Below are 17,639 nucleotides of genomic sequence, written 5' to 3' on the forward strand. Positions count from 1 at the left end.
TTCGCTGGCATGACGGGTTGGGGCGGAATCAGGGCCGGTGCGTCACGCCTCCGGTCAGCGGCGCCGCCACCCCGGTCGTCCCCGGGAAGCTGATCGCCTGCCCTTTCAGAGAACGCACCGCCATATAGGCGAAGCCCTCGGCCTCGGTCGCGTCGCCGTTCCAGCCGAGCGCCTCGATCGGCTCGGGGGTTATTTTTGTAGCGGTCGCTATCATTTTCATCAGCGTCGGATTGTGCCGTCCGCCGCCCGCGACGATCAGCCGGCGGGGCGGGACCGGCAGGTGGCGCAGCGCGAGCGCCACCGTCTCGGCGGTGAAGGCGGTCAGGGTCGCCGCGCCGTCGGCGGCGGAGAGGCCCCGCGTCGGCTGGATGGTGAAGTCGGCGCGATCGAGCGACTTGGGCGGCGGCGCGTCGAACCAGTCATTGTCGAGCATCGCGCCGAGCACCGCGCGGTCGACCATGCCACGCGCCGCAAAGGCGCCGTTCGCGTCATAGGGTGATCCCGTCTCCTGCAGCATCCAGTCGTCGATCAGGCCGTTGGCCGGGCCGGTGTCGAAGGCGATCAGCTCGTCCTCCCCCGCGCCGAGCCAGGTGATGTTGGCGACCCCGCCGAGGTTGAGCACCGCGACCGGCCCGTCCATCCCTGCGGTCAGGGCGCGGTGATAGACCGGCAGCAGCGGCGCCCCCTGCCCGCCCGCGGCGACATCGGCCGACCGCAGGTCGTTGACCACGCGGATGCCCAGCGCCCGCGCCATCGCGGCGCCGTCGCCGATCTGCCAGGTCCAGCCCCGATCGGGACGGTGGGCGATCGTCTGTCCATGGAAACCGATCACGTCGACCTGCCCCGCCTCGACCCGCGCCGTCGCCAGGAGCTGACGCACCGCCGCGACATGGCGGTCGGTCAGCATCGCCTCGGCCGCGGCGATCTTCGGGCTCGCGCGCGGCGCGTCGAAGCTCAGGGCCAGCGCCGCTGCCTCGCGCAACTGCTCGCGCGCCTGGGCGGCATAGGGATCGGAGCGGAAGGCGATCGGCCGGATATGCCCTGCCCCGTCCGTCTCGATCAGCGCGGCATCGATCCCATCGAGCGAGGTGCCCGACATCAGCCCCACGGCCAGCATCTTCGTCATGCGCCATTCTTTCGGCGCGATCGCACGCGAGCACAAGGAAGAACATGACGATCGGGCGCGGCCATGCTAACGGCCCGCGCGCTATGACCGAATACAGATCCGAACTCCTGCGCCTGCTCGACGAGCGGGGTTACATCCACCAGGTGACCGACGGCGCCGCGCTCGACACGCTCGCGCTGTCTTCGGTGATTCCGGGCTATATCGGCTTCGACCCGACCGCGCCGTCGCTGCACGTCGGCAGCCTGGTGCAGATCATGCTGCTGCGCCGCCTGCAACAGGCCGGGCACAAGCCGATCGTGCTGATGGGCGGCGGCACCGGCAAGATCGGCGATCCGAGCTTCAAGGACGAGGCCCGCAAGCTGATGACGACCGAGACGATCGCGGCCAATGTCGCCTCGATCAAGCGGATCTTCGAACGCTTCCTGACCTTCGGCGACGGCCCCACCGACGCGGTGATGGTCGACAATGCCGACTGGCTCGACAAGCTGGAATATATCCCCTTCCTGCGCGAGGTGGGGCAGCATTTCTCGATCAACCGGATGCTGAGCTTCGACTCGGTGAAGCTGCGCCTCGACCGCGAGCAGTCGCTGAGCTTCCTCGAGTTCAACTACATGATCCTGCAGGCCTATGACTTCATGGAGCTGGCCAAGCGCCGCCAGTGCCGGCTGCAGATGGGCGGATCGGACCAGTGGGGCAACATCGTCAACGGCATCGAGCTGTCGCGGCGGATGCTGGGCACCGAGGTGTTCGGCGTGACCACCCCGCTGATCACCACCGCCGACGGCGGCAAGATGGGCAAGACCATGTCGGGCGCGGTGTGGCTCAACGAGGAATCGCTGCCGGCCTATGATTATTGGCAGTTCTGGCGGAACAGCCACGACAAGGACGTCGGCCGCTTCCTGCGCCTGTTCACCGACCTGCCGCTCGACGAGATCGCCCGGCTGGAGGCGCTGGAAGGCCAGGAGATCAACCAGGCCAAGATCGTCCTCGCCAACGAGGCGACAGCGATGTGCCGCGGCGCCGAAGCGGCAGCAGCAGCAGCCGAGACCGCGCGGCGGACCTTCGAGGAAGGCCAGGCCGGCGGCGATCTGCCGACGCTGGCGGTGCCCGAGGGCGGCATCTCGCTGATCGACGCGCTGGTCGGGCTGGGTTTCGCCGCGTCGAAGGGCGAGGCCAAACGCAAGCTGGCCGAAGGCGCCGTCCGCGTCGACGGCGAACCCGAGAAGGACGACCGCCGGGTCGAGGTCGGCGCCACCGCACTCAAGATCAGCCTCGGCAAGAAGAAGCACGGGCTGCTGACCCACTGATCCCCACCCGTCATGCTGAACTTGTTTCAGCATCCACCGGGAGGCCGGACCTTGTCGTAGAGGTTCCTGCGGCAACGCTCTCGTATCGCCTCCCGACCAGCCCAATTGGCCTGGTGGATGCTGAAACAAGTTCAGCATGACGATGGGAATATCGCGCATTAGGATGCGGACCATGACCCGCGCCCTGCTTCTCGCCGCCGCCCTGTTCCTCGCCGTCGGCGCCAAGCGCGCACCGTCGCCGCTCGACGGCATCGCCACCGACTATGTCCATCTGACATTGGAGGCGGGAGAGCGCGAGGAGGGCTATGTCGACGCCTATTACGGCCCGAAGGACTGGGCCGAGGCGGCGAAGGCCAAGTCGCGCGAGATCGCCGCGCTGCGCAGGGACGCCCATGTGCTGGCGCAGCGGCTCGCCGCGGTGAAGCCCGCCACGCTGACCGCCGACGACCGCGTCCGCCAACGCTTCCTCGCCGCCCAGCTGAAGGCCGCAGAGACGCGGCTGGCGATGATGGCCGGCGAGAAGCTCAGCTTCGCCGACGAGGCGCTGGGGCTGTTCGGGGTCCGCCCGGAGCTCAAGCCGCTCGCCGCCTATGATCCGATCCTCAAGACGATCGACGCGATGGTTCCGGGCGAAGGGCCGCTGTGGCAGCGGGTCGATGCCTGGCAGAACCGCTTCGTCGTGCCGACCGACAAGCTCGATCCGGTGATGCGCGCCGCGATCGCCGAATGCCGCGCGCGGACGGTGGCGCACATCCGGCTGCCCCAGCAGGAGCGGTTCGACCTCGAATTCGTCACCGGCAAGAGCTGGTCGGGCTACAACTGGTACAAGGGCGACGCGCACAGCCTGATCCAGGTCAACACCGACCTGCCGGTGCGGATCGACCGCGCGGTCGATCTTGGATGCCATGAGGGCTATCCGGGGCACCACGCGCTCAACATGCTGCTCGAACGCAACCTCGCCCGCGCCAGGGGCTGGGTGGAGTTCACCGTCTATCCGCTGTTCAGCCCGCAGAGCTTCATCGCCGAAGGATCGGCCAATGCCGGCATCGACCTGGCCTTTCCGGGTCCCGAGCGCGCGCGGTTCGAGGCGCGGCGCCTCTACCCGATCGCCGGGCTCGATCCGGCCGGGGCCACCGCCTATGACCGGCTGCTCGACCTGCTCCACCAGCTCGCCGGCGCGCGGATGACGATCGCGGCGATGTATCTCGACGGCAAGGTCGATCGCGCCGCGGCGCTCGACCTGATCCAGAAATATCAGCTCGTCAGCCGCAAACGCGCCGAACAGTCGTTGAGCTTCACCGAGCAATATCGCAGCTATGTGATCAACTACGGCCTGGGCCAGGACATGGTCGCGGCCGATCTCGCCAAGGCGGGCCGCGATCCGGCAGCGCGCTGGAAACGCATGGAGGCGATCATTTCCCAGCCGACCCTGCCGGCCGACCTGCGCCGCTGAACCGGACGCCCCCTGTGCGCCCAGCCTCCTCCGATGGTCGAACTATTCGCGATTAACCCGCGGATAACCGTAACGATTAAGACGTTCGCAAAGCCGCTGGCCGATTCTCGTGCTGCAACAAGGACATGAGACCATGAGCCAGATCGCGGAACTGTTGACGCCGGCGGCCGACGACGACGCAAAATATGCCGAGCAACGCCGCGCGCCGCGCGACGAGGTGGCGCTGCCGACGCGCATGTTCACGATGGACCACAAGGCGAGCGACGTGCTGCTCGTCAACATCTCGCGCCTCGGCTTCATGGTCCGCGAATATGGCCAGACGCCCAAGGACACGATCGTCCGCCTCGCTTTGCCCCGGCTCGGCCAGGTGACGGCGCGGGTGGTCTGGTCGCTCGGCGGCCGAGTCGGCGCCGAGTTCATCAAGCCGATCGACGAATATGCCTATGCCGCGATGCTGAACGCCGCCCGCGCGAAGCGCCAGCGCTGGCCGATGGGGTGAATCTCCCCTCCCTTGAAAGGGAGGGGGAAAGCTGGTCACCCCGCCCGCAGCAACCCCACGGCGGCGTCGCGTTCGAACAGGTAGAGGGCGATCCGCGCGGCCTGTCCGCGCTCGCTGTCGAGGCCGCCATCGCGATCGACCAGCAGCCGGGCATCCTGGGTCGCCGCCTCGATCAGCGCGGCGGTGCGCTCGGGCCCAGCCAGCCGAAAAGCCGCCTCGCCCGACTGGCGGGTCCCCAATATCTCGCCCGCCCCGCGCAGGCGCAGATCCTCCTCGGCGATGCGGAAGCCGTCATTGGTCTCGCGCATCAGCGCCAGCCGCGCGCGCGAGGTCTCCGACAGCGCGTTGCCGCGCAACAGCAGGCAGATCGAGCGCTGGTCGCCCCGCCCTACCCGGCCGCGCAGCTGGTGGAGCTGGGCGAGGCCGAAGCGGTCGGCACCCTCGATGATCATCAGCGTCGCGTTGGGGACGTCGACGCCCACCTCGATCACCGTCGTCGCGACCAGCACGCCGATCCGGCCCGCCTGGAACTCGGCCATCACCGCGTCCTTTTCGGGCCCCTTCATCCGGCCGTGGACGACGCCGACCTTGTCGCCGAACCATTGGCGCAGGCTCTCCGCCCGTCCTTCGGCTGCGGCTAGGTCGGACTGCTCGCTCTCCTCGACCAGCGGGCAGACCCAATAGGCCTGGCGGCCGGCGGCGAGGTGGCGGCCGAGCGCCTGCGCCACCTCGTCGAGCCGCTCGCCCGAGATCACCCGCGTCTCGATCGGCTGGCGGCCCGGCGGCATCTCGTCCAACCGGCTGACGTCCATCTCGCCATAATGGCTGAGCGTCAGGGTGCGCGGGATCGGCGTCGCCGTCATCACCAGCAGGTGCGGCGGCCGTTCCGCCTTCGCCTGGAGCATCATCCGCTGGGCGACGCCGAAGCGATGCTGCTCGTCGACCACGGCGAGGCCGAGCTTGCGATAGCCGACCTTCTCCTGGAAGATCGCATGGGTGCCGACGAGGATATCGATCGACCCGTCGGCCAGCGCCATCAGCGTCGCCTCACGCGCCTTGCCTTTCTCCCGCCCGGTCAGGATCGCGACGTTGACGGGCAGGCCGGCGAGCGTGCGGCTCAGCGTCTCGAAATGCTGACGGGCAAGGATCTCGGTCGGCGCCAGCAGCGCGCCCTGCGCCCCCGCCTCGACCGCGCAGAGCAGCGCCATCGTCGCGACCAGCGTCTTGCCCGAACCGACATCGCCCTGGAGCAGGCGGGTCATCGGCGCCGGCTGGACAAGGTCGCCCTCGATCTCCGCCACGGCGCGGCTCTGCGCGCCGGTCGGGGCATAAGGAAGCTTGAGCTGGTCGCGCAGCCGCCCGTCGCCCTTGAGCGGCAGGCCGCGCCGCTTGCGCGAGGACGCCCGCACCAGCATCAGCGCGAGCTGGTTGGCGAACAGTTCATCATAGGCGAGCCGCGCCCGCGCCGGCTCGTCCTGCGCGTCGGCATGGGCGCGGAGGATCGCTTCATGCCAGGACGGCCAGCCGCGCGTCTGGAGTAGGCTCGGCTCGATCCATTCTGGCAACTCGGGCGCCCGCTCGATCCCCTGCTCGATGAGCTGGCCGAGCCGTCGCGAGGTGATCCCTTCCGACAGCGGATAGACACTCTCACGGGTCGGCAGGTCGGCCGCCTCGGCGGGGGGCAGGACATGGTCGGGATGAACGATCTGGAGCTCCTGACCATAGAGATCCAGCCTGCCCGAGACGATGCGCGGCTCGCCGATCGGCAGCAGCTTCTTCGCCCAGCCGGGATTGCCGCCGAAATAGACGAGGCTGACGACATTGCCCGCCTGGTCGGTCGCGCCGACGCGGAACGGCCCCCGCCCGCCGGAGGCGCGATAACTGGTCGGCACCAGCCGCACGGTGACGATCCGGCCGGCGTCCTCGGCCTCGACCGTGTCGACCAGCTTGCGGTCGATCGATCCGGTGGGGAGATGGAAGAGCAGGTCGACGACCCGTTCGAGCTCGAGCTTGCGCAGCGGCTTGGCGAGCGTCGGCCCGACGCCCTTCAGCGCCTCGACCTCGGCGAACAACGGATTGAGTATATCGGGCCGCATGGATTCGCCTGCTGTCGCATTTTCCGCAGCCCGGGTCGATTGCACGCGGCTCGAAAATGCTTATTTCCGCTTCTGGCTTTCCGCCGACGGGCCTGTCAATCGCCCGCCGGCCCATCGGCATTGGAAGACAATGAACCACGACGACCGCCTGAAACGCCTGCGCTTCCGCGCCTGGCACCGGGGAACCCGCGAGGCCGACTATATGATCGGCGGCTTCTTCGACCGCCTCCACCAGGGGTGGGACGGGGAAGCGCTCGACTGGTTCGAAGCGCTGCTCGCGCAGGAGGACGCCGACATCCTCGGCTGGGTGATGGGAACGATCCCCGTCCCCCCCGAATGGCAGGGCGCGCTGATGGAGCGGATGCAGCGGATCGACTATGTCGAAATCCCGCGGTGATTGCCTGATCAACCCGTAGCGCGCACCAACGTCCTGCACCTCGCCGGACGGACGGCCCACCTAGCCTGAAGCACCCATGACCGATCTCGACCGTATTCTCGCCGCCTCCGAAGCGCTGACCCTGTCGCGCGCGCCGATGGGCTTCCAGCCCTGGCTGGCCGCCGACCTCGCCCGCGCCGCGGCGGCGAAGGGCGGGCGGCTGGTGTTCATCGCGGCCGACGACCAGGCGATGCAATCGCTGGCCGACGCCGCGCGCTTCTTCGCGCCCGAGTTGACGGTGCTGACCTTCCCGGCCTGGGACTGCCTGCCCTATGACCGCGCCAGCCCGGCGCTGCGCGCGACCAGCGAGCGGCTTGCCACGCTTCATGCCTTGCAAGGCAAGCCGAAGGGTCCCGTCCTGATCGCGACGACGGTCAACGCCGCCACCCAGCGGGTGCTCACCCCGTTCCGCATCCGCCAGCTCGTCGCCCGGCTGGCACCCGGCGAAAGGATCGATCGCGACCGGCTGGCCGCGATGCTGCAGGCGAACGGCTATGTCCGCACCGACACCGTCACCGAACAGGGCGAATATGCGGTGCGCGGCAGCCTGGTCGACCTGTTCCCGGCGGGCGAGCCGCACGCGCTGCGCCTCGACTTCTTCGGCGACGAGATCGAGAGCGTCCGGCAGTTCGACGCGACCGACCAGCGGACGATCGGCCCGGTCGACGGCTTCACCCTGCTGCCCGCTTCCGAAGCACTGCTCGACGAGGAGACGATCAAGCGGTTCCGCGGCCGCTATCGCGAGCGTTTCGGCGCCAGCGCGACCGGCGACCCGATCTACCAGGCGGTGTCGGACGGCCGCCGCCTCGCCGGCATGGACCATTGGCTGCCGCTGTTCGAGGAACGGCTGGAGACGCTGTTCGACCATCTCGCGCCCGGGGACCTCATCCTGCGCGAGGCCGGATCGATCAAGGCGGCCGAGGCGCGGTTCGAGGCGATCGCCGACTATCACGCCAACCGGGTCCGCGCCCGCACCACCGATCCGGGCAGCTACCGCCCGCTCGAACCGGGCGAGCTCTACCTGGCCGCCGACGAATGGCAGGCGGCGATCGCCGACCGGCCGATCCACCTCGTCACCCCCTTCGCCGAGCCGGAGAGCGCCCGCGTGCTCGACCTGTGCGTCGACGGCGCGCGCGACTTCGCGCCCGAGCGAACGCAGGGCGTCAACATCTACGACGCCGTCGTCGAGCATGTCGAAACGCTCGGCAAGGCGGGCAAGCGCGTGGTGCTGGCGAGCTATTCGGCCGGATCGCGCGAGCGTTTCGCCGGGCTGCTCGCGGAACATGGCCTCGACCGCGTCGATATGGTCGACGACTGGCAGGCGGCGATCGCCCGGCCCGCCCCGGCCAAGTCGCTGGGATCGGGGCTGGCGCGGGTCGCCCTCGCCGTGCTGCCGCTCGACCATGGCTTCACCAGCGGCGACATCGCGCTGCTGACCGAGCAGGACATGCTGGGCGACCGGCTGGTCCGACGGCAGAAGCGCAAGAAGTCGGCCGACGCCTTCCTCGCCGAGCTGGCGACGCTCAGCCCCGGCGACCTCGTCGTCCACATGGACCATGGCATCGGCCGCTATGAGGGGCTGACCTCGATCCCGGTCGCCAAGGCGCCGCACGACTGCGTCGCGCTGACCTATGCCGGCGGCGACAAGCTTTACGTCCCCGTCGAGAATATCGACGTACTGAGCCGCTACGGCGCCGAGAACGAGGGCGTCCAGCTCGACAAGCTGGGCGGCGTCGCCTGGCAGGCGCGCAAGGCGCGGATGAAGGAGCGAATCCGCGAGATCGCGGGCGAACTGATCAAGACCGCCGCCGAACGCGCGCTGCGCCCGGCCGAGGCGATCGAGCCCGACAGCGGCTATAACGAGTTCGTCGACCGCTTCCCCTATCAGGAGACCGAGGACCAAGACCGTGCGATCGCCGATGTGATCGAGGATCTGGCGGCGGGCAAGCCGATGGACCGACTGGTCTGCGGCGACGTCGGCTTCGGCAAGACCGAGGTCGCGCTGCGCGCGGCCTTCGTCGCGGCGATGGGCGGCATGCAGGTCGCGCTGATCTGTCCCACCACCCTGCTCGCGCGGCAGCATTACCGCAATTTCGTCGATCGCTTCCACGGCATGCCGGTCAATATCGGCCACCTGTCGCGGCTCGTCTCGGCAAGCGAGGCGAAGAGGACCAAGGACGGCCTGGCCGACGGATCGATCGACATCGTCATCGGCACCCATGCGCTGCTCGCCAAGGGAATCGAGTTCAAGCGGCTCGGCCTCGTCATCGTCGACGAGGAACAGCGCTTCGGCGTCACCCACAAGGAGCGGCTGAAGGCGCTCAAGACCGACGTCCACATGCTGACGCTGACCGCGACGCCGATCCCGCGCACCTTGCAGATGGCGATGTCGGGGCTGCGCGAGCTGAGCGTGATCCAGACCCCGCCGGTCGATCGGCTCGCGGTGCGCACCTATGTCGCGCCATGGGACGGCGTGGTGATCCGCGAGGCGCTGTTGCGCGAGCATTATCGCGGCGGACAAAGCTTCCTCGTCACGCCCCGGATCAAGGACCTGCCCGACATCGAGGACTATCTCCGCAAGGAGGTCCCCGAGGTCAGCTACGTCGTCGCCCATGGCCAGATGGCGGCGGGCGAGGTCGAGGAACGGATGTCGGCCTTCTACGACAAGAAATTCGACATCCTCGTGTCGACCACGATCATCGAAAGCGGGCTCGACATCCCGTCGGCCAACACGCTGATCGTCAACCGCGCCGACCGCTTCGGCCTTGCCCAGCTCTATCAGCTGCGCGGCCGGGTCGGTCGATCCAAGACGCGCGCCTATGCCTATCTGACGACCGGCGACCGCGGCCTGACCGAGACCGCCGAGAAACGCCTCCACATCCTCCAGAACATCGACACGCTGGGCGCCGGCTTCCAGATCGCCAGCCACGACCTCGACATCCGCGGCGCGGGCAACCTGCTTGGCGACGAACAGTCGGGCCATATCAAGGAGGTCGGCTTCGAACTCTACCAGTCGATGCTGGAGGAGGCGATCCTCGACGCCAAGGCGGGCGGCCTGGCCGACACGAAACGCGAGAGCTTCTCGCCGCAGATCAACGTCGACGCGCCGATCCTGATCCCCGAGGACTATGTCCCCGACCTCGACCTGCGCATGGGCCTCTACCGCCGGATGAACGAGGTCGAGACCCGCGCCGAGATTGAGGCTTTCGCCGCCGAGCTGATCGATCGCTTCGGCAAGCTGCCGGCCGCGACGCAGAACCTGCTGACGGTGATCGAGATCAAGCTCAACTGCCGCAAGGCCTGCGTCGCCAAGATCGACACCGGCCCGCGCGGCGCGCTGGTCACCTTCCACAACGACAACTTCCCCGACCTGCCGGGGCTGCTCGCTTATGTCGACCGACTGAAGGACAGCGCCCGGCTGCGCCCCGACAGCAAGCTGGTGATCACCCGCAACTGGCCCGAACCGTCGCACCGGCTGAACGGCGCGCTGCAATTGTCGCGGGGATTGGCGAAGATTGTTTAGCCGGGAAAGGGGCGCCTCTCCTCCAATCCATCGTCATTCCCGCGAAGGCGGGAATCCACCGGCGAACGAATTCCGAGCCAACAGAGGCGGAATCAAGCCTCCCGGTGGATTCCCGCCTTCGCGGGAATGACGAAGAAGGAGAGGGCTACGCTCCCCGCCTCGTGGCGATCATTCCACCACACTCATCGATTTGCCGACGACCATCGCCTCCAGCGTGCCGCTGTCGATCGGCGGCGAGCAGAGATAGCCCTGATAATAGTTGCAGCCCTCGCGCGCGAGGAGGGAGAGCTGGGCCTTGGTCTCGACCCCCTCGGTGATCACCGCGAGGCCGAGCGAACGGGCCATTTCGATCACGCCGCGCACGACGATGCGATCGCGGGTCGAGCCGGTGATGTCCTCCGCCAATGTCTTGTCGATTTTCAGATAATCGAGCGGCAGAGCCTTGAGATAGGCGAGGCTCGAATAGCCCGTGCCGAAATCGTCGATCGCCACCCGCAACCCGGCGCCACGCAGCTGGGCGAGCAGCCCGGCCGCTCCGGCGAGATCGGCGATCAGGCCGCTTTCCGTGACCTCGGCGGTCAGCCGGTCGCGCGGGAAGCCGGCCTTGTCGACCCGGCTCAGGAAATCCTCGACGAAATTGGGCTGGGCGATGTCGGCGGCGGTGACGTTCACCGACAGGCGCAGATTGCCCATATGTTCGGGCCAGCTTGCCGCGACCTCGAGCGCGCGCTGCTGCACATAGGTCGAGAGCTGGACGACGAAGTCCGACCGGGCGGCGGTCGCGAACAGCGGGACGGCACCCAGCTCGCCCAGCTGCGGATGGCGCCAGCGGGCGAGCGCCTCGACCCCCATGATCTGGCCCGATCGGATATCGACCTGGGGCTGGAAGAGGATGTCGATCTGGTCATGGTCGAGGGCTCGGCGCAGGTCGATCTCGAGCTGGTTGCGGCGATGCGCCTCGGCCTCGCTGTCGGCGTCGAGCGCGCGGACCAGGCCGGTGTCGCCATGCTTGGCCGCCGCGAGCGCCGCCGCCGCGCGCTGGAACAGCGTCCCGGCATCGCGCCGGCCCTCGCCGTCGATCGCGGCGATCCCGACCCGGCAGGACAAGGGGATGAGCGAGTCCCCCGAAACGAACGGCCAGGCGACACTTTCGACGAGCCGGTTGGCGATCAGCTCTGCCGTGTCGGCGGTGACCGGCGCGCCGAGCGCGATCGCGAATTCGGAGCCGGCGGTGCGCGCGATCATCGTATGTTCGAGGCCGATCCGGTCGATCACCCGCTCGATCCGCCGGGCGACGCCCTGCAGCACCGCGTCGCCCGTCGGCCGGCCGAAGGCGGCGTTGACCAGGCCGAAGCGCATGATTCCCAGCATCAGCAGGATGCAGCGCGGCTCGGCGAGCTGATCATCGGCCAGTCGCCGCTCGACCCACTGGCGGATACGGTCGACCGCAGGCAATCCGGTCAGGGCGTCACCGTCCTCGCCGGCCGGCTCGTCGTCGCGGCGGTCGACTTCGACCCAGGCGACGACCGCATGCCGTTCCTCGTCATAGGAGATGTGGTGCGCCAGCCGCTCGCCCAGCGCACGGCTACGATGGGCGAAGGCGGTCGAGCGGCCGGTCGACAACAGGCGATCGATCGCCTCGCGCGCCAGGCGGCGGCTCTCGCGGTCCATCAGCCGGAACAGCATCGACATCGGCACTGTCTCGGTCGCCACGCCGATCCGGTCGGCAAGCGCGGCGCTGAGCGTCACCATCCGGTCGCCCGGCTTCCAGATCCAAGCCTCCGATTCCGACAGGCGCAGTGCGGCACGGACCGACGCGGCGCGGCCACCGCCTGCCAGCCGTTCGGCATGGCGATCGGCGAAGGCCAGCGCGATCCGCATCTCCGTCTCGCCGAACGGCGCCGCCAGATAATGGGTCGCCCCAGCCGCCAGATAGCGATCGAGGCTGGCGATGTCGTCGACGATCACGAGGAGCGCCGAGCCCGCCGACCCGACCGCCGCCGCCATCGCGGCACAGGCCGCGACCGCCTCCTCCTCCGCGTCGCGGGCGTCGATCACCGCGATCGTCGCGCCCGAGGCGATGAAGCGCCGACCGGCGGCCTCGGCGCGCCGCGCCGCGATCACCCGTCGGCCGGTTCGCTCGATCAACGGCGCCAATTCGTTACGATAGCGGAAGGATATCAGGAAGAGAGGCAGCTGCCCCCCTGCGGCGGCGCTGGCGGCCGCTGCCCCGATTGAGCCCACACCCTTCGTCATTGCCGAACTGTTACCGTATCGCATCACGCTCGCCAATCCGCAAAGCACCGCGAAAATGCCGCGATCGCCGATCGATCCACAGCTTCCTGGGCGCGGCGCGTCGGCCGCTGGTCGCGATCCGGCGATCGGCGAGAGCGCTTTGCGCTTCCACCTTGGGGGATCAGGCTCTAGGGTAGCGCCATGGCTGCCATGGAAAAGCCGGGGGACAGGGGCGGAACGGGCCTGGCCGATGCGTTCGGCCGGCGGATCACCTATCTGCGCCTGTCGGTGACCGACCGCTGCGACTTCCGCTGCCGCTATTGCATGGCGGAGAAGATGCAGTTCCTGCCGAAGCGCGAGATATTGACGATCGAGGAGCTGGCGACGCTCGCCGACGCCTTCATCGCGCGCGGCATCCGCAAGATCCGGCTGACCGGCGGCGAGCCGCTGGTGCGCCGGGGCATCGACGAGCTTGTCCGGCTGATCGGGCGGCGGATCGGCGCCAAGGATGACGGGGGGGGGCTCGACGAACTGACCGTCACGACCAACGCCAGCCAGCTGCGTCGCCATGCGTCCGCGCTGGCGGAAGCGGGCGTGCGCCGCGTCAATGTCAGCGTCGACAGTCTCGATCCGGAGCGTTTCGGCTTCATCACCCGCGGCGGCGACCTGGCGGTGGTGCTCGACGGTATCGCCGCTGCGCGCGAGGCGGGTATCGCGGTGAAGGTCAACATGGTCGCGCTGCGCGACCTCAACGAGCAGGAGATCGAACCGATGCTGCGCTGGTGCGCGGCGGAGGGCCATGACCTCACCCTGATCGAGACGATGCCGTTGGGCGAGATCGAGGACGACCGCACCGACCGCTACCTGCCGCTCGACGGCGTGCGCCGCCGGATCGAGGAGCATTATACGCTCAGCCCGCTCGACCATCGGACGGGCGGGCCGGCACGCTATTTCCGGGTCGAGGAACTCGGCGCGCGGCTCGGCCTGATCACGCCGCTGACCAACAATTTCTGCGACGGCTGCAACCGCGTCCGAGTCACCGCGACGGGACAGATCTACATGTGCCTGGGCCATGAGGACCGGCTCGACCTGCGCCAGGCGCTGCGCGCGGGCGACATGGCGGAGCTCGACCGGCTGCTCGACCGGGCGATGCGGCTGAAGCCCGAGCGCCATGCCTTCCGCATCGACACGCCCGGCGCGGCCCCGGCCGTTTCCCGGCATATGAGCGTCACCGGCGGATGACCGAACAGCGGATGGCGCTCGTCGCGTCCCCCACGACGGCTGCCCAGGAGGCCGCTGCCGAACTGCGCGCCATCTACGAGTGGCATCCGATCGAGCGCGCCGACCTGGTCGTTGCGCTGGGCGGCGACGGCTTCATGCTGCGCACCTTGCACGCCATGCTCGACCGGCATCGCATCCTGCCGGTGTTCGGGATGAACCTGGGCACGGTCGGCTTCCTGATGAACGACTGGAAGCCCGACCTGCTCGAGCTGCGACTGCAACAGGCGCGGGCGATCACCGTCCTTCCACTGCGCATGGACGTCGAGACGGTCGAGGGACAGCGCCATTCGGTGCCGGCGATCAACGAGGTGTCGCTTCTCCGCGAAACGCGCGAGACGGCCAAGATCGAGGTGCTGGTCGACGGCCGCGTCGTGCTGCCCGAGCTGGTCTGCGACGGCGTGCTGGTGTCGACCCCGGCAGGATCGACCGCCTACAACCTGTCGGCGCAGGGGCCGATCCTGCCGCTCGAATCCTCGCTGCTGGCACTGACCCCGATCAGCCCGTTCCGGCCGCGCCGCTGGCGCGGAGCGATCCTGCCGAACAAGAACGCGATCTCGTTCCGTGTGCTCGATGCGGTAAAGCGCCCGGTCAGCGCCGTCGCCGACCAGCGCGAGGTCCGCGACGTCTCGCTGATCCGGGTGGGCATCGACAAGACCAGTCCGTTGACCCTGCTGTTCGACCCCGAACACGCCCTGGACGACCGCATCACGATGGAGCAATTCGCGGTCTGACCCCCGCCTTTCCGCCCCTCCGCGCCCGGCTCGCGAGAAGTTTCGCCGAACGACGTCTAAGGGGCTTGCAAGGTTCAAGAAGCCGCTGCTATAGGCGCGCCTCGCTTGAAGCGGAAATGATCCCCGGTAGCTCAGCGGTAGAGCATCCGACTGTTAATCGGACGGCCGCCTGTTCGAATCAGGCCCGGGGAGCCATTTCAAATTCTTGATTTATATGGCGTAATTCTCCTGACGGGAGAGTTGCGCCTTTGGTCGTTCTGACACGTGTTCTGACACACATTCTGACTTTCACGTTTCTGTCAGCAAGGGGAAGAGGAGGCGACGACCTTGCGATCGCCACCCTATTGTCTCCGCCGCGCGGCGGGTTAGCCTGGTGAACCCTTCGGGTCTCGGCTGCGAGGATAGGTGCGCTCCTCTTGATACTTCCCATCGCCCTTCTGGATTTTGACGGAACCGCCACCCTTCCCAACGGCGTCTGCCAACGCCCCACCCTTGGTGAGCTCGGTCTTCGTATCCCAATGTTTGGTCGCGCGTTCGTTGCCGTCCTTCGTCAGCTCCCAGCCCCCACGCTTGTCATTCTTCGTGACGGTGAACTTCGGCAGATTCGGCTGTTTGGCCATGTCGCGTCCTCCTATGAATTCGTGCGCGGCATCTGGCAGCTTCTCAAGCGGTAGGCCCATCACCCCTCCCCCCTCGCCGCTGCGCGCGAGGGGTGACGTAGAACCACGGCACTGGCGCCAGCACCCGCACATCTACGCCAGGAACCCGCGCTAGGTGCTACAGACGATGTTTGAGGAAGGCCGTTCCTAGGCCGGGCCACGCTTGGGAAGAGGTTCGTCAGCACGAGGATTTCATGGCGAACCACGCGCTACCGTGATGAAAGTCCTCGCGACCCAAAGCGGCATGTGACCGAAATCCATCACTCCCCATTTGCGCGCACCGCCGCCAAAATTGGCGCTCAATCGTGCGGAGCGTCGTCGGGGTATCGCGATACCGTCAGGACGGTTTAGAGGGTCGTGCGTGAATAAAAGACAAAATAAAAGTCTAATTCAGACTTTCAGTTTTAATCAGACTGTCGATGACGAAGGCCGAATATAGCCTTTGTCCGTCATGGACATCCGCAAACGGTTCGGCATGAATGTGCGCCGCGTTCGACGGGCGCAGGCCCCAGGAAGAACTGGCGCACAGTGCCGGGATACACCGGACCTATCTATGCGGCCTGGAGAGGGACGGAAACAAGAACCCGACGCTCGACGTCGTCGGCAGGATCGCGGCCGCCCTTAACGTCACCGTGGGTTCGCTCGTGGACGAGTAAACCCTTGGTCCCGATGCGACTATCTCGCGGTGGGTTTACGCTGGCATCCTTGATATCTCGGAAGCAAAAATCCGCGCATGGGTGCAAGGAACGGAAATAAGTTCAAGCCTAAATAACTCTGCTACGGTTTGGGTGCATTGGCGATCAGGATGATAGACGTCAGTGCTGTGGCCATATTGTCGATGTCCGTCTCACGGTTGAGCTTGACCCATTCCTTCGGAGAATGGGCGCCGCCGGCCTCTATCCCAGGTCCAATCACTATCGCCGGAATATCAGCCGCCATCGCCGCATTGGCATCGGTGCTCTGCGCATCGATCGCCGGAGCCTTGCCCGCCGCCATGATCGATGCGGCGGCAAGCCGCACGATCGTGGAATCGGGCGCCGTCTTGCCCGCCGGACGATCGCCGATCAGTTTTTCCCCGGCCGCGATCCGGCCCTGGCGGGTCGAACGCGCGTCATTCTCCTCCCGCACGGCCTGGGCGATGAAATCCCGCATCTGCGCCTCGACCGTCGCGATCGCCTTCTGGTCGTCGGACCGAATGTCGATCAGCGCGGACACATCGGCGGGAATCGCGTTGATCGAGGTTCCGCCCGACACTATCCCGACGTTGAAGCTGGTCCGCGTCCCCGCCGGTATGGCGATCCGGCTCAGGTTGCGGAGAAAGCCGGCCAGCGCATATGCCGGATTGACGATGCCGAAGTCGCTGAAGCTGTGCCCTCCAGGGCCGGTGAAATGCACGTCGAAGCGGCGGGAACCTACGCCTGTCGCGATCACCTGTTCCACGCGAGCCGGCTCGAAACCCACGAAGCCGGTGATGCGACCGGCATATCGGCTCCGCTCGACGAGATGGCGCGCGCCCTTGAGATTTCCCAATTGTTCCTCGCCGACGGTGGCGACGAACAGGATATCCGCGTCGGTGCGGATGTTCGCCCGGTCGAGTATCCGGGCATAGAGCGGAAGAACCGCGAGGCCGAGCGTGTCGTCCCCGACGCCGGGTGCGCGCAGCGTGTCGCCGTCGCGTTCGACCTTGATCCGGCCGGCCGGAAAGACGGTGTCGAGGTGCGCGGCGACGACGATCAAACCCCGCCCCTTTCCTCGCCGCAAGCCATAGACGTTTCCCGTCTCGTCGTGGTGCACGTCTTCCAATCCGGCCGTGGCCAGCAACCGTTCGAACGCCGCGCCCCGGCGCCCCTCGTCGAAGGTCGGCGCGGCGATCTCGGTTAGGGCGATGAGTTCCTCGACGAACCGGTCATAATCACCGGAAAGCCCTTTTCGGAGCGCGGCGAAAACATGGCCTTTCCGGAAATCCCGGGCCATCTTCAGGTCGGATGCCGACGGAGCGGCCACGGCGGGCGTACCGGTAGATGCCAGCAGGGCGAGAGCGAGCACGGCTGCGATGGGGCTTTTGTACATCATGCGAATAATTATCCGGATAGATGGATTGTCAATTTTCCGCTGTCCGCACGGATTGCTTTTGTAATCGTTTACAGTATATCGGCCGTCGCGGTCCGGCAGTCAACGGATCACGGGGGAGATATGGCGTGACGGCACCGAGCGAGAAGCTGCTGTTGTTCGGCGCGACCGGGGACCTGTCGCAGCGGATGCTGCTGCCGTCGCTGTACGGGCTGGCGGCGGA

14 protein-coding genes and 1 tRNA gene are annotated in these 17,639 nt (G+C 67.5%); 10 read left to right on the forward strand and 5 right to left on the reverse strand.

Translation table 11 applies throughout. The annotated features are described in order from the left end of the window. Positions 1–28: 28 nt before the first annotated feature. Complete coding sequence (locus B5X82_RS21845) at positions 29–1,126, reverse strand: anhydro-N-acetylmuramic acid kinase (RefSeq protein ID WP_176152664.1); 1,098 nt, start codon at positions 1,124–1,126, stop codon at positions 29–31. A gap of 83 nt (positions 1,127–1,209) precedes the next feature. Here B5X82_RS21845 and tyrS point away from each other — a divergent pair, with 83 nt between their 5' ends. The 3 genes from tyrS (at position 1,210) to B5X82_RS21860 (ending at position 4,385) form a co-directional block, all read left to right on the forward strand. Beyond that, the gene (tyrS, locus tag B5X82_RS21850; RefSeq protein ID WP_079650315.1) at positions 1,210–2,433 is read left to right on the forward strand and encodes a tyrosine--tRNA ligase; all 1,224 of its coding nucleotides are present in this window, start codon (positions 1,210–1,212) and stop codon (positions 2,431–2,433) included. Between the two features lie 172 nt (positions 2,434–2,605). Then, positions 2,606–3,886, forward strand: a complete 1,281-nt coding sequence (locus tag B5X82_RS21855; protein WP_079650301.1) for a hypothetical protein — start codon at positions 2,606–2,608, stop codon at positions 3,884–3,886. A gap of 133 nt (positions 3,887–4,019) precedes the next feature. Beyond that, positions 4,020–4,385 carry a PilZ domain-containing protein gene (locus tag B5X82_RS21860; RefSeq protein WP_079650303.1) on the forward strand — a complete coding sequence of 122 codons (366 nt, stop codon included), beginning with the start codon at positions 4,020–4,022 and terminating at the stop codon, positions 4,383–4,385. A 35-nt stretch (positions 4,386–4,420) separates the two neighbouring features. Here the strand turns inward: B5X82_RS21860 and recG are convergent, their stop codons facing one another. Continuing rightward, positions 4,421–6,481: an ATP-dependent DNA helicase RecG gene (recG, locus tag B5X82_RS21865; protein ID WP_079650305.1), complete on the reverse strand. Its 2,061-nt coding sequence runs from the start codon at positions 6,479–6,481 to the stop codon at positions 4,421–4,423. Positions 6,482–6,611: 130 nt separating this feature from the next. Between recG and B5X82_RS21870 the strand changes: the two genes are divergently transcribed. Next, a complete protein-coding gene (locus B5X82_RS21870; RefSeq protein ID WP_079650316.1) occupies positions 6,612–6,878 on the forward strand; it encodes an FAD assembly factor SdhE in 267 nt (88 codons plus the stop codon). 76 nt (positions 6,879–6,954) lie between these two features. Then, positions 6,955–10,440: a transcription-repair coupling factor gene (mfd, locus tag B5X82_RS21875; RefSeq protein WP_079650306.1), complete on the forward strand. Its 3,486-nt coding sequence runs from the start codon at positions 6,955–6,957 to the stop codon at positions 10,438–10,440. Positions 10,441–10,608: 168 nt separating this feature from the next. Here mfd and B5X82_RS21880 read toward each other — a convergent pair whose 3' ends face one another. Further along, on the reverse strand, positions 10,609–12,588 hold the full coding sequence (locus B5X82_RS21880; RefSeq protein WP_235862764.1) for a putative bifunctional diguanylate cyclase/phosphodiesterase: 1,980 nt from the start codon (positions 12,586–12,588) through the stop codon (positions 10,609–10,611). Positions 12,589–12,876: 288 nt separating this feature from the next. On the opposite strand from B5X82_RS21880, the gene moaA reads away from it, so the two are divergent. The 3 genes from moaA to B5X82_RS21895 all read left to right on the forward strand — a co-directional run bounded on the left by moaA (position 12,877) and on the right by B5X82_RS21895 (position 14,882). Then, positions 12,877–13,917 (forward strand): GTP 3',8-cyclase MoaA, encoded by a 1,041-nt coding sequence (moaA, locus tag B5X82_RS21885; RefSeq protein WP_079650307.1) that lies wholly within the window; start codon positions 12,877–12,879, stop codon positions 13,915–13,917. Next, positions 13,914–14,687, forward strand: a complete 774-nt coding sequence (locus B5X82_RS21890; RefSeq protein WP_079650308.1) for an NAD kinase — start codon at positions 13,914–13,916, stop codon at positions 14,685–14,687. Before moaA ends, B5X82_RS21890 begins: the two co-directional genes overlap by 4 nt. 120 nt (positions 14,688–14,807) lie before the next feature. Next, positions 14,808–14,882 (forward strand) — tRNA-Asn (locus B5X82_RS21895). A gap of 170 nt (positions 14,883–15,052) precedes the next feature. On the opposite strand, the gene B5X82_RS21900 is transcribed toward B5X82_RS21895, so the two are convergent. Then, positions 15,053–15,307, reverse strand: coding sequence for a DUF2188 domain-containing protein (locus tag B5X82_RS21900; RefSeq protein ID WP_079650319.1), 255 nt, complete (start codon positions 15,305–15,307; stop codon positions 15,053–15,055). A gap of 518 nt (positions 15,308–15,825) precedes the next feature. On the opposite strand from B5X82_RS21900, the gene B5X82_RS27360 reads away from it, so the two are divergent. After that, entirely contained in the window at positions 15,826–16,002 is a 177-nt protein-coding gene (locus B5X82_RS27360) for a helix-turn-helix domain-containing protein (protein WP_079650309.1), read from the forward strand. A 121-nt stretch (positions 16,003–16,123) separates the two neighbouring features. Here B5X82_RS27360 and B5X82_RS21910 read toward each other — a convergent pair whose 3' ends face one another. Continuing rightward, positions 16,124–17,419 carry a M20/M25/M40 family metallo-hydrolase gene (locus B5X82_RS21910; RefSeq protein ID WP_079650310.1) on the reverse strand — a complete coding sequence of 432 codons (1,296 nt, stop codon included), beginning with the start codon at positions 17,417–17,419 and terminating at the stop codon, positions 16,124–16,126. A gap of 125 nt (positions 17,420–17,544) precedes the next feature. On the opposite strand from B5X82_RS21910, the gene B5X82_RS26480 reads away from it, so the two are divergent. Beyond that, positions 17,545–17,639: hypothetical protein (locus B5X82_RS26480; protein WP_139385104.1), on the forward strand; the 95-nt coding region annotated here is incomplete at its 3' end.

The organism is Rhizorhabdus histidinilytica (assembly GCF_900167915.1).
GTDB classification, from domain to species: Bacteria; Pseudomonadota; Alphaproteobacteria; order Sphingomonadales; family Sphingomonadaceae; genus Rhizorhabdus; species Rhizorhabdus histidinilytica.

Coding starts and splice junctions, on each gene's coding strand:
- B5X82_RS21890 (WP_079650308.1), top strand. CDS start 13,914: ATGACCGAACAGCGGATGGCGCTCGTCGCGTCCCCCACGACGGCTGCC.
- tyrS (WP_079650315.1), top strand. CDS start 1,210: ATGACCGAATACAGATCCGAACTCCTGCGCCTGCTCGACGAGCGGGGT.
- moaA (WP_079650307.1), top strand. CDS start 12,877: ATGGCTGCCATGGAAAAGCCGGGGGACAGGGGCGGAACGGGCCTGGCC.
- B5X82_RS27360 (WP_079650309.1), top strand. CDS start 15,826: ATGTGCGCCGCGTTCGACGGGCGCAGGCCCCAGGAAGAACTGGCGCAC.
- B5X82_RS21870 (WP_079650316.1), top strand. CDS start 6,612: ATGAACCACGACGACCGCCTGAAACGCCTGCGCTTCCGCGCCTGGCAC.
- mfd (WP_079650306.1), top strand. CDS start 6,955: ATGACCGATCTCGACCGTATTCTCGCCGCCTCCGAAGCGCTGACCCTG.
- B5X82_RS21860 (WP_079650303.1), top strand. CDS start 4,020: ATGAGCCAGATCGCGGAACTGTTGACGCCGGCGGCCGACGACGACGCA.
- B5X82_RS21900 (WP_079650319.1), bottom strand. CDS start 15,307: ATGGCCAAACAGCCGAATCTGCCGAAGTTCACCGTCACGAAGAATGAC.
- B5X82_RS21855 (WP_079650301.1), top strand. CDS start 2,606: ATGACCCGCGCCCTGCTTCTCGCCGCCGCCCTGTTCCTCGCCGTCGGC.
- B5X82_RS21910 (WP_079650310.1), bottom strand. CDS start 17,419: ATGATGTACAAAAGCCCCATCGCAGCCGTGCTCGCTCTCGCCCTGCTG.
- B5X82_RS21845 (WP_176152664.1), bottom strand. CDS start 1,126: ATGACGAAGATGCTGGCCGTGGGGCTGATGTCGGGCACCTCGCTCGAT.
- recG (WP_079650305.1), bottom strand. CDS start 6,481: ATGCGGCCCGATATACTCAATCCGTTGTTCGCCGAGGTCGAGGCGCTG.